The 12,855-nt window shown below is 44.2% G+C and carries 7 protein-coding genes; 5 read left to right on the plus strand and 2 right to left on the minus strand.

What is annotated here, in order from left to right; all coding sequences use genetic code 11:
- Positions 1 to 85: 85 nt before the first annotated feature.
- Entirely contained in the window at positions 86 to 2,056 is a 1,971-nt protein-coding gene (acs, locus tag AC805_RS12940) for an acetate--CoA ligase (RefSeq protein ID WP_055075822.1), read from the minus strand.
- Positions 2,057 to 2,692: 636 nt separating this feature from the next.
- Here acs and AC805_RS12945 point away from each other — a divergent pair.
- The 3 genes from AC805_RS12945 to AC805_RS12955 all read left to right on the plus strand — a co-directional run bounded on the left by AC805_RS12945 (position 2,693) and on the right by AC805_RS12955 (position 6,628).
- Complete coding sequence (locus tag AC805_RS12945; protein ID WP_055075823.1) at positions 2,693 to 4,201, plus strand: hypothetical protein; 1,509 nt, start codon at positions 2,693 to 2,695, stop codon at positions 4,199 to 4,201.
- Positions 4,202 to 4,270: 69 nt separating this feature from the next.
- Positions 4,271 to 5,626, plus strand: coding sequence for a tetratricopeptide repeat protein (locus AC805_RS12950; RefSeq protein WP_055075824.1), 1,356 nt, complete (start codon positions 4,271 to 4,273; stop codon positions 5,624 to 5,626).
- Positions 5,627 to 5,740: 114 nt separating this feature from the next.
- Positions 5,741 to 6,628, plus strand: coding sequence for a hypothetical protein (locus tag AC805_RS12955; protein WP_055075825.1), 888 nt, complete (start codon positions 5,741 to 5,743; stop codon positions 6,626 to 6,628).
- A 50-nt stretch (positions 6,629 to 6,678) separates the two neighbouring features.
- Here the strand turns inward: AC805_RS12955 and AC805_RS26285 are convergent, their stop codons facing one another.
- Positions 6,679 to 6,822, minus strand: coding sequence for a hypothetical protein (locus AC805_RS26285; protein WP_197278722.1), 144 nt, complete (start codon positions 6,820 to 6,822; stop codon positions 6,679 to 6,681).
- A gap of 399 nt (positions 6,823 to 7,221) precedes the next feature.
- Between AC805_RS26285 and mfd the strand changes: the two genes are divergently transcribed.
- Both mfd and AC805_RS12970 read left to right on the plus strand, forming a co-directional pair.
- Positions 7,222 to 10,632 carry a transcription-repair coupling factor gene (gene mfd, locus AC805_RS12965; protein WP_055075827.1) on the plus strand — a complete coding sequence of 1,137 codons (3,411 nt, stop codon included), beginning with the start codon at positions 7,222 to 7,224 and terminating at the stop codon, positions 10,630 to 10,632.
- 401 nt (positions 10,633 to 11,033) lie between these two features.
- Entirely contained in the window at positions 11,034 to 12,779 is a 1,746-nt protein-coding gene (locus AC805_RS12970) for an EamA family transporter (RefSeq protein ID WP_055075828.1), read from the plus strand.
- The last annotated feature ends 76 nt before the right edge of the window (positions 12,780 to 12,855 follow it).

Raw genomic sequence — 12,855 nt, forward strand, 5'->3', positions numbered from 1 at the left:
TATTTAAATTATCTATACATTAAATTAAAAACACTGAAACCTGTAGCCCATGCACAGCATGAGTTACAGGTTTCAGTGTTTTTAATTATGCTCCTTCCCGCAACTTATCAAGAATCGAACGATCCTCTAAAGTAGAGGTATCGCTGGTAATTTCTTGACCAGAGGCAAGCGATCGCAGCAAGCGCCGCATGATTTTACCCGATCGGGTTTTGGGTAGAGCCTCCGCAAAGCGAATCTCACTAGGACGAGCGATCGCTCCAATCTCAGCAACTACGTGCTTTTTAAGTTCCTGCGCCAGTTCCTCGCTAGGTTGGCGATCGCCTTCGAGAATCACAAAGGCAAAGATATCTTCACCCTTTAATTCATCGGGCTTGCCCACTACGGCTGCCTCAGCCACCGCAGGATGGGATACTAAGGCTGACTCGATTTCCATCGTTCCTAAACGGTGTCCCGCCACGTTAATTACATCATCGACCCGTCCCATCACCCAATAATAACCATCCTCATCCTTACGAGCACCATCCCCCGCAAAATAAACATAATTACCATCTTTAGGGGGAATATGTTCCCAATAGCTCTTGCGGAAGCGATCAGGATCGCCGTAGACAGTCCGCATCATCCCAGGCCAAGGATGGCGCACGATTAGATAACCTCCCTCATTGTCATGGGCGGAATTGCCGTCAAGATCGACAATATCGGGAATGATGCCTGGAAATGGTAGGGTCGCGGAGCCAGGTTTGGTAGGAATTGCCCCTGGTAACGCGGTAATCATAATTCCGCCCGTTTCCGTCTGCCACCATGTATCGACAATTGGACAACGCCCACCACCAATGACGCGGTGATACCACATCCAAGCTTCAGGGTTAATCGGTTCGCCAACGGTTCCTAATAGGCGGAGTGAAGTTAAATCGCGCGTGTTGGGATGATGTTCGCCCATTTTAATAAAGGAACGAATTGCCGTAGGTGCTGTATAGAAAACCGAAACCTGATACTTTTCAATTACATCCCAAAAACAACCCAGATTAGAGGCTCGGGGTGCGCCTTCGTACATCAATGTCGTTGCGCCATTGGAAAGAGGTCCATACACAATATAACTATGTCCTGTAATCCAACCCACATCAGCAGTACACCAATAGACATCCGTATCCTTGAGGTCAAAAATCCATTTGGTAGTCATGTGACTATAGAGGTTATAGCCTGCGGTGGTATGGACGACTCCCTTTGGTTTACCCGTACTGCCTGAAGTATAGAGAACGAAGAGCATATCTTCGCTATCCATCGGTTCTGCTTCGCATTTTGCAGAAACACCTTGCTGCAAGTCATGCCACCAGTGATCGCGTCCCGCACTCATGTGAATATTTTGCCCCGTGCGCTTGACTACTAACACATCAGTAACCGAGGGTACAGCTCCATTGGCGATCGCCTTATCAACTTGGTCTTTTAATGGCACGATCGCATCTTTGCGCCAGCCACCGTCAGCGGTAATCACCAATTTCGCGGCGGCATCGATCAGCCGATCGCGCAGAGCTTCCGCGCTAAATCCACCAAAGACGACACCATGCACCGCGCCGATTCTGGCACAGGCAAGCATGGCGATCGCGGCTTCAGGAACCATTGGCATATAAATACCAACGCGATCGCCCTTTTGGACTCCCAATTGTTTCAGAGCATTGGCAAACTGGCAAACTTCGCGATGCAGTTGGGCATAGGTAAGGGTACGCGAATCCCCATTTTCTCCTTCCCAGATTAACGCTGCTTTGTTTTTGCGCCAAGTACGCAAATGGCGATCGAGACAATTATAAGAAATATTGATTTTCCCCCCATCAAACCATTTCACCGAGGGTGGTTGCCAATCAAGGACAGTATGCCATTTCTCAAACCAATCCAACTCCTTATCCGCGAGATCTGCCCAGAATGCGCTTGGATCGGCTTTAGCGCGATCGTAGATTTGATGGTACTCCTCAAGACTCTTAATATGGGCAGCTTGCGAGAATTCAGCAGTTGGTTGAAACAAGCGCCGTTCTTGCAATATTGATTCAATCGTAGGTTGGGACATAGTTATTAAGTAATTACAAAAACTTAAATCAGGAAAAACTTAGGAAAAATGAATATTTAATTTTTTGGCGATCACCATCTCCCTAGGAATTTTTTGATTTGGTTTGCTTAGCAACACTTTAAAAAACTGTCCTAGTTCGGATGCGATCGTAATGCACTGAATAATGCACTGAGATTTTGCTTAGATATCTAGTGTAAATTATGGAGAATCTTTAATCGTGAAATAGTAAGATTCCGCAACGATTAGCAACATCAGCGATTATTTTAGCGATTATTTTAGCGATTATTTGTAGTTTGTTCTTAACTATAGCCACAGTCACTTACCCTAAGGCAAATTAAAACCCAAGAATTGATTGGCGGCGCTCCGCGCCGCCAATCAATTCTTGGGTTTTATGCGCTGGGCGGAACAAAGAGAAGATCGAGGCAAGGCAGGCTTTGATATGGTTTGGGGGTAGTCTAATTAAAAAACAAAACCAGAGAGCGTACCGCCCGCGTAACGGGCGATACGCTCTTCTAGGTTTTAAGTTTACTTATGCCTTAGCTACTTAAATATTATTTTGTGGGATTATGTTATGGGGGATGCAAGCCCATCTACGAAATCGATGTAATTAATTAAAAAACCATGAGTAGGGGACTTATGCAAAATTTTTCTCCATATACAACCTATGGATCGCTACTAGCTAAAAAACAAGGGAAAGTCTTCTCAGAGCTAGAAGTCAAAGATATTTTGCGCCAAGTAGTCGCTGAATTAATTAGGCTGCATGAGCATAAACAATCCCATGGCTCCATTTCTCTCGATACCATTGCCTATGATGAGCATCGGAGACAGATCTTACTGCTATCAGGTAATGGAAGCAACAATCCCATTTACTTAGCACCAGAAGTTTTGTTAACGAGAAAGGCAACTCCTACGGCAGATATTTACGCACTAGGAGTCGTTATGATCGCACTATTAACAGGTTCGCCCCCCGAAGACTTAAAAACTCCTAATAACAAGTGGAATTGGGAAGATCGTTGTATTGTTAGCGATCGCCTGACCCAAATCCTTAATATGGCTCTATCTCCTGCTAGCGATCTTCGCTATGCCAATGCTGGACAAATGCTACTTGCCATACAGCCTATTGCTCCAATTGAAGCACCGTTGGAAGACCGTATTAATCCATCGCATAACCCTGCAATTCTCTTACCTTTGCCTATTCTTCCTAAACCGCCTCAGCCATCAAAACCATCTCAAGCAACTCCTGAAATAGATACACCAAAACAGCGAAGTGGAGAAAATATGGAATCAAATAATACTAATAAAATGCAGAGTCTTAAAGCCAACCTTCCCAATTCATCAACCTACAGGAGATCAAAATTTTCCGAAAAATCTTCTCAAGTTGCATTTAAAAATAAAGGAAAAAGTAGAATCCGTATCCTCCTTGTCATAATTTTAGGTACTGGAGTTATTGCTGGATTAGGATTTATTGCTTATTTCTTTTATACACAGTTTAAATTAGATGAAACCACAAAGAAAAACCTAGTATTTTCTAATACTATTAATGCGTTAAATACTACATCAACAAATACCACCATCACTTATATTTATAACGAGAAAAAAGCTAATGATAATGCAGGGAAACTAATTACTTTAGCTAAAACAAAATATGAAAATTCAGGCAATTTAAATGAAGCAAAAATCATCTTACAGGCGATTCCAGTAAACACAAAAATTCGCAAAAAAGTTGATTTTCTTTTATCAAAATGGCAGGAAGACAACACAAAAAATAGTAATTTAATACAAAAAGCCGAACAAGCTGCTAAAGATAGTAAGTGGCAGTTAGCGATCGATACTGTTAAAAATATTTCATCCACTCCTTACTGGCAGAAGCGGGGACAGAAAATAGCAAACGAAGCCAAGAAAAAACTGGTAACTCCTATTATTCCACCATCTCAAATTACATCTCCACCTTCTCAAGATATTACACCTCCTCCCGCAGAGCCCTATACGCCGCCGCCAGCAAGGTATGAAGCTCCCGTAGATACCTATACGCCGCCGCCAACAAGGTATGAAGTTCCCGTAGATACCTATACGCCGCCGCCAGCATACGATCCGCCACCAGCAAATCCAACCAGACAAGCCCCACCCCCACCCCCAGCAAATTAAATATTTTCCTGACTAAATTTCCTCCTAACTTCCCTCTTAACTTCCCTAAAAGTCACAACAATAAAGATTATGAATTCTAAATCTCGAACTCTTCATTCATTACCCTATGGGCTAATTTTGTCAGGTTGCATTTTAGGGATTTTAGAGTTCTCCAATCCTCCAATGGCATATAGTCAAAATCGTACTTGTAACATCGGTTCTCTTCCCGCTCATCCTGGCAATTACAAGATACGAGGTACTATTTCCCTTAAAAAAGAACTTTTTCGAGAAGCCCTAGATTGCTTTGAGATTGCCTTGCAAGATGAACGCGGGCGAAAAGATCCCGAACTTTGGAACAATCATGGTTTGGCTCTCGCAGGATTAAAAAGATTTGACGAAGCGATCGCATCCTACGATAGGGCTTTACAAATTAAACCAGGGGGGAAATTCGTAGATCGCTCACAACCCCTCGTACAAGAGGAAGATTACTATTTATGGTGGTTTAATCGCGGAACTGCACTCCTCGACCTTAAACGATATCAAGAGGCGATCGCCGATCTAGATCGGTCTCTAAAGATCAAATCAGACTATGGATTTGTATGGTTTTTTAGAGGATTAGCACTATTCCGATTGGAGCGCTACGAAGAAGCTCTCATCTCCTATCGGCGCTCTGTTTTGCTATCTCCCAACTCATCCTACATTATTAAAGCTAAGCACTTTTTCAGCGTTCAGGACTATGTGGTTTACTATGGTGAAGCAGAAGCAAAGACCAGATTAGGTCGATATCAAGATGCAATTCGTGCCTTCGACCGAGGAAAGCGCATTAGGCTTGGTAATCCTGAGATTAAATTATTTCAGAGTAATATTGACGAAATTACTTATGAGAACTACATAGAAGGAGTTTACTCGCTCGAACGAGGTAACTACTCCCAATCATTGAATACGTTCGATCAAATTATTGCAATTAATCCTAATTATGCTAATGCTTGGTATGCCAAGGCTGATACTTTATTCGCTCTCAAACGTTATGACGAAGCCATTCAGGCTTTCGATCGCGTTACATCAATTGAGCCTGATGACTATGCTGGCTGGTATAAAAAGGGCAATGTCTTAAGAGAATCTAAACGGTATGAAGAAGCCTTACAGTCTTATCAGAAGGCAATTAGTTTGTCTGGGGGCTTTGCTGAGGTTTGGCATAATCAAGGGCTGATTTTTTATACTCAGGGTAAATATGCCGATGCTATTAATGCTTACAATCGCTCTCTCAAAGCAAATACTCTTTGGGGAGGTGTAGAGAGAATTAATACTGAGTATGGTCTGGCGGCAAGTTTATATGGTGCGGGGCGCTACAAAGAAGCATCTTTTACCGTAGAAAAAGTTCTCAAAGAGAAACCCAATCATAAACAGGGTTTAGAACTACGAAAGTTGCTTAAAAGTGTCTTATAGCTATATTCACTTAAGTCAGGACATCAAACCCAATAGAGAATTGCGGCACGAAGCGCCGCAATTCTCTATTGGGATGGTATTTTAGTTCGGTGTAACTAAATTTTAGGGGTTTTTATGAGCAAACCGATTCAACAGTTGGTTGATGAACTACCACATAGTAACTTGACCGTTTCTGCTTTACGATCGCTCGATTTCATCGCTCCTGGTGAGTGGCATAATTTAGTTGGTTTTGTTAACACTATTAAAACCGTGACTGGTGAAACTGACCAAGACCTCATTCAGCAAATTGGCGAACGAGCAATTTATCTGTACAACGACCGTTCTCAAGGATACCAGCGAGCCCTATGGCTCTATGAAAGCGTCGATAACACAGATAAAGCACTCGGTGCAGAAATCTTAGCGAATAAAGTTGGTGAAAACATTCCTCTTGTGGGTTTTTTAAACAAAGTAACTCCCAAACCCGAAAAATCACAAGCGATCGATCTATGCTTGAAATTAGTTGCAGAGTCAACCGCCTTCTGTCACATTAACGGTATTCCTCCAAGCAGCCTTGGGGATTTTGTCTCATCGTTAGGAGAATACAGTGGCGAGTCATTAATCAGGATGGTTGCCTTGGTCTGCTTTGACGGATTGCTCCCCCTAGGTGCCAATTTTATTCAACAGACCTTATCTTGGATTGGTCGGATCGGTCCAAATGAATTAGAGCAAAGCTCAACCTTCCAAACTATTAAAGATGAGATTCCAGGTCAAAGCTCTAGCAGCAAGCTGAACTTTATCGGCGAAAGCCTCGACTCAGTTAAAGGCTGGATGAATAACCTAGTTGTCTCAAATGACTTGTCACCAGAAAAGATTACTCGCAACTTGCAATCTTTTGCTAACTTTTCAGACGATAAGTTAAATTACATTGCAGCGTTTCTAGATGTAGCGACGAATTACTACGAACATACTGGTACACAAACCATTGCACGTAGACTGATCGAACGAGCGATCGCGGAAATATAAATCCTCAAACGAGCAAGGATGGGCGGCAGTGCCGCCCATCCTTGGCTTCCCTAGTAGTTACTATCGGCGACGCAAATACCTTGGCATTTAATGCCATTGGTGGCAGTACGCAAGCAATGCGAGCAGAGTATTAGTTCTTCTTTACGTTCCGATTTAGTTGGGCTATGGCGATCGGGCAGAGTTTGATTTGTCATATTACTAAGGCAGATATGGCTAGATATAACCAGAGCCTGTTGCCAAATGCTAAGCAGGCGGCAACAGGCTTTTATATATTTCTTACAGTTTTCAAAGGAGTACGTACTCATTTGAAAACAAAAAACAATCCTAAATAAGAGTTTTGAGGTTTCATTTTGCCTACAGCAAAATGAAACCCGCAATAGCTACTTACAGAATAATACCAATTCACGAAAGTGTTGCCACACTTTCGTGAATTAAACGCGAAATCCAGTAAGGTTTTGAGATTCCCAAAATGGCAACGCCATTTTGGGAATTGGTATAAATCGATCCTAGCCTGCATTTTCCTACTTTGGATAAGCTTTGACCGTAATGTAAAATTATAGTTACTGCCATTGTTTAACTTTCCCTTTCCCCTCATGCCATTTTCCTCCGTCATTCGTTCATTAACTCGCTCTCCTCTCACTGACGAACTAGAAAATAAATTGATGCGATCGCATCAACTGACACTTTCGGGGCTATCGAGAGTGGGAAAAGGCATTGTCAGCTCAACCTTGAGCCAAAAGCAGGAAAGCTTAATGTTAGTCATTACCTCAACGATTGAGGAAGCGGGACGCTGGTCGGTACAGCTAGAAACGATGGGTTGGCATATCGTTCATTACTACCCAACTTCGGATATGTTGCCCTACGAGCCCTATCAGCCAGAGTCAGAGGTCATCTGGGGACAAATGCAGGTATTGGCGGATTTAGCGGATTGGCAGGAGCAAGCAGGAGAAAAGAAGAAAATGGCGATCGTGGCAACCGATCGCGCATTGCAAAAGCACTTGCCCAGCCCGCAAAAATTTAACGAATATTGCGTAATGTTGGAAGTTGGCTCGGAGATTAAGCTACGGGATCTCGCGACAAACCTAACCCTCATGGGCTACGAAAATACTTCCACCGTAGAAGTCGAAGGACAATGGGCAAGGCGGGGCGATATTATCGATATTTTTCCCGTATCCAGTGAGATGCCCGTTCGGATCGACTGGTTCGGCGATGAAATCGAACGGATTCGTGAATTCGAGCCCACTACCCAAAGAGCGCTAGATAGCATTCCTTCGGTATTGCTCACTCCTATTACCTATGGGCATATTTTTGGGGATACTCCCTTGTCCGAGTCGGATTTAGAAGACGAGTTCAGCGGCAAAGGCTTTGCAGTCCATCCCTTATCGAGTGCTTCGCTCTTAGATTATTTGCCACCACCAGAGCAATGTCTGGTGGTTATAGACGAACTAGAACAATGTCAAGCCCATTGCGATCACTGGTATGAGTCAGCCACCGAAATTTTTACGGGGGGAACAGGGATACTCCATCGCTCATTTGCGGATTGTTTACTCGATGTCGCCAAATTTAATCGTCTCGATCTGTTTGAGCTAGCAGAAGAAAATCGGGGCGTAAATATGGCTAGCCGTCCAGTACCCGCCATTCCCCACCAATTTGCTAAAATCGCCCAAACAATTCGCGAATATCGCGAACAGAAATATAAAATCATCCTTGTTTCGGCACAGCCTTCACGAACTGTTGCCCTACTACAAGAACATGATTGCCAAGCTCAGTTCATCCCCAATGTCAAAGATTTTCCTGCGATTGACAAGACCCATAACCTCCGCATCGCCGTTGCTTTTAAATACTCAGGCACGGCGGAAATTCAAGGATTCGTTTTGCCTACCTATCGAATTGTAGTAATTAGCGATCGCGAGTTTTTTGGTCAGCACGCCCTCGGCACGCCCAACTATGTCAGGAAGCGAAGAAGAGCCGTATCCAAACAAGTCGATCTCAATAAACTTGCGCCAGGAGACTATGTCGTTCATAAAAATCACGGTGTCGGTCAGTTTCTCAAATTAGAGAAGTTAACGGTCAACAATGAAACTCGCGAATATCTAGTTCTCAAATATGACGATGGATTACTGCGCGTTGTTGTCGATCAAATGTCGATCCTGTCCCGCTATCGCGGCATGAATGAGGGTAAGCCCGAACTGCATAAAATGACAGGTAAGGCATGGACAAATACTACGAATAAAGCCAAAAAAGCAATTAAGAAGATTGCCTTCGATCTTTTAGAACTCTATGCTAAGCGATCGCAACAGGTCGGCTATGCTTTTCCCCCCGATAATCCTTGGCAGCAGGAAATGGAAGATTCTTTCCCCTATCAAGCCACCCCCGATCAGTTGAAGGCAACTCAGGATGTCAAGCAGGATATGGAAAGTTCGCGCCCGATGGATCGCCTCGTCTGTGGTGATGTCGGCTTTGGGAAAACTGAAGTTGCGATTCGCACAATTTTTAAAGCGGTGACGACAGGCAAGCAAGCAGCTCTGCTCGTACCCACCACCATTCTCGCGCAACAGCATTACCACAGTTTGCAAGAGCGCTACGCCGCCTATCCCATCAATATTGCTTTGCTCAATCGCTTCCGCAGCAATGTCGAGAAAAAAGAAATCTGCCGCAAACTCAAGACAGGCGAACTAGACATCGTCGTCGGTACGCATCAACTGCTATCCAAGGATGTTGAATTTAAGGATTTGGGGCTATTAGTGATTGATGAGGAACAGCGCTTTGGGGTGGCGCAGAAAGAGAAAATTAAAACTATGAAAACAGAAGTGGATGTGTTAACACTCTCCGCCACGCCAATCCCCAGAACCCTATATATGGCGATGTCAGGAGTTCGGGAGATGAGCCTAATCACCACACCGCCACCCTCAAGACGATCGATTATGACCCATCTTTCGCGCTACAACCCCGAACTAGTGAGAGCAGCCATCAGACAGGAACTCGATCGCGGGGGACAGATCTTTTATGTAGTATCGCGTATTGACGATATTGAAGAGGTTTCCGCAAGGGTGCATGAAATGTTGCCATCGGTAAGAATGGCGATCGCCCACGGACAAATGCCCGAATCGGAACTGGAATCCACCATGCTCAGTTTCAGCAGTGGCGAGTCAGACATGATGATCTGCACCACGATTATCGAATCGGGGCTAGATATTCCTCGGGTTAATACGATCATTATCGAAGATGCCCAAAGGTTTGGCTTGGCGCAGCTCTATCAGTTGCGCGGTCGGGTTGGACGTGCGGGCATTCAAGCCCATGCATGGTTGTTTTACCAAGAAAAAGGGGAGCTTACCGATATTGCTCGCAAACGACTCAAAGCAATTCAAGAATTTACCCATCTTGGTTCGGGCTATCAGTTAGCCATGCGCGATATGGAAATTCGTGGGGTGGGGAATCTCCTCGGCGCAGAACAGTCTGGTCAAATTAATACCATCGGCTTTGACCTTTATATGGAAATGCTCCAAGAAGCGATCGCCGAAATACGCGGTTCCGAAATTCCTGAAGTCGAGGATACGCAAGTAGATCTGCCCATTACCGCCTTTATCCCTACCGAATATATCCCCGATGGCGATCGCAAGATGAGCGCCTATCGCACCGTCGCCTCCGTCAGTTCTCGTCGTGAATTAATGCAAATTATTGAAGAGTGGCGTGACTGCTATGGCAAGGTTCCCGTCCCTGCCATGCAATTGATCAAAGTCATGGAATTAAAACTCCTCGCTAAACGGATCGGCTTTTTCCGTATTAAGCCCGAAGGCAAACAACATGTCGTTCTAGAGTCTAAGATGGAAGAACCAGCATGGAAACTACTTCATCAACATTTGCCCAGCCATTTACAGCCGAGATTTGTCTATAGCAAAGGTAATGTTACGGTTAGAGGATTAGGGACTCTCTCCCACGACAAACAGCTTGACAACTTAATTGAATGGCTAGATACTATGCACCTCGCAAAATCTGAAACCTGATAAGTAGTTCGGCATGATTAAAAACCAAAGCCAGAGAGCATACCGCCCGCTGCGCGGGCGGTATGCTCTTCTAGGTTTTAAGTTTACTTATGCCGAACTACCTATACCAATTCCCAAAAGTGTGGCTACACTTTTGGGAATTAAAAACCAAACCCAGCAAGTGTTTTAAAATCACAGAATGGCTACGCCATTTTGTGATTTGGTATTAAAAGCTAAAAGTTGATTCTCTTGCTCTAGCGAAAATTTTCTAGCAAACAAATAAAACAAAATATGCCAGATGCTCAAATTAGTGTTATAAAGTTCGCAAACTAGACGCAACCAATTCAGCCAATTAAAAAATTAGTGCCAAACATAGAACCCAGCATTATTTTAGACGGCATTGTTACGAGGTGATTTCTTCAATGGAGAGCAATAATATTCGTAGTAGTTCTTACGAGCAGACCCTCGCAGGAGTCACCAAGGACTTGTCAGATCTGCGGTCAAATATCTTGGGCAAGCTCAGCCGCGAAATTTTAATTTTACAAGCCCAGAAAAATGCCCTTACCGACGATATTCAACGGCTCCAGTCTCAACGTAAAGAGCTAGAGGTATTGACTGTCGCCCAGCAAGGCATGAATCAACAGGAAATTCAACGCCAGCAATGGATCGAACAACTTGCCCAAGCAATTACCTTTCACCTCAAAAATGATGTGATCGTCACTAATTCCAAGGTGCTCAACGATCATTCAGAGAATTTCGAGCAGCTAATGCTGAATCTGGATAGTGCGATTAGAGCTACTTTTCAGTCTTTGCAACGGGATGTCGATACTTATCAGCGCGATCTCGACGATCAGATGCAGCGTATGTACGCTCAGAGACAGCAGGGCGAATTGATGCTCTCGGCATTGGTTGAGAGAATTGATGAATATTTACGCCGATCCACCAGCGATCGCTACAGTAGCGGTGGCAGTTTAGGGGGGAATCAACCTACAAGCAGCTTCACGGGGACATCTTCTGGTTTTACGGGGGCGATCGGTAGCAATACCACCGCACCTGCTACTCCCAACGGCAATGGCAATTACAATCAAATTCAAATTCCCACCTTCAATAGTGGGCAATTTCGACAGTATGACACTCGTCCCTACGACGAACCGACCGAGCCTTTCAAAGCCCTAGATTTAGAACCTCCGATCGTAAAGCCCGTAAAGCGCCTCAATGATTGGTGGTTTGGATTTATTTTAGTATTGGGGGCTTCAGTGGTGCTGTCATTCCAGAATATTCTGGTCAAGGTGATCTTCTCTAATTCCACCATTCTGGGACTATTTAGCTTTGGCGGGTTGATCAAGCCCAGCGTCCCCAACTCCTTTATGTTGCTGCTGTTGCGAATGCTATTTGCCACGCCTATTATGTGGCTAGTCGCCAAGTTTATTTTTAGAGTAGATGTCATGCGCGACTTCCAGCAATTGCTAACGCCTAGTCGACGACTATTGTTTTGGCGAGTTGCCTTTAGTGCGCTATTGCAATTTGCCTCCTTTGCCTTTATTTATGTCGCTCTAGGTATCTTGAACCCAGGATTAGCTGTCACCTTATTTTTTATCTTCCCCACCGTTACGGTACTAATGGCTTGGTTCCTCTTTGGCGATCGCCCTAGTAAAGAGCGTTGGTTTGTAATCGGCGTAATTTATCTGGGGATCATGCTGACCTATAACATTTTTGGCGTGACGAAACCCGATACTTGGGGAGTAGCTGCCGCGATGCTTTCAGGCATCTCTTTTGCAGGATATATCATCACTTCGCAAGCCTGCTTCAAACAGCTAAATCCTGTTTCGTTTACATCCATTAACTTTGCCATTATCTTGTTACTTTGTTTTGGTACTTTACCCTTCACCTTAGCTTCGATCTCCTTCAATGGCTCACTGATATTCATGTGCTTCCTGATTGCCTTAACTACCCTAGGTGGATATCTGCTGACTAGTTTCGGGACAAAGTTGATGGGAGCAGCTCAAGCTTCGATTGTTAGTGCGAGCGGTCCCGTATTTACGACATTTTTAGCATTTACAATTTTGGGCACCAAGCTCGATTTCATCCAATTATTTGGGGTGTTTATGGTTACAGGTGGAGTCGGACTCCTCAGTTTACAAAATATGTATAAAAAACCTGCCAAGTAACAGAGCATAATTAAAATCCAGATCTCAAACCTGTGGCGCAGGTTTGAGATCTGGATTTTATAGCAGTAGCCAGTTA

The sequence above is a fragment of the Pseudanabaena sp. 'Roaring Creek' genome (genome assembly GCF_001402795.1).
Classification (GTDB): Bacteria; Cyanobacteriota; Cyanobacteriia; order Pseudanabaenales; family Pseudanabaenaceae; genus Pseudanabaena.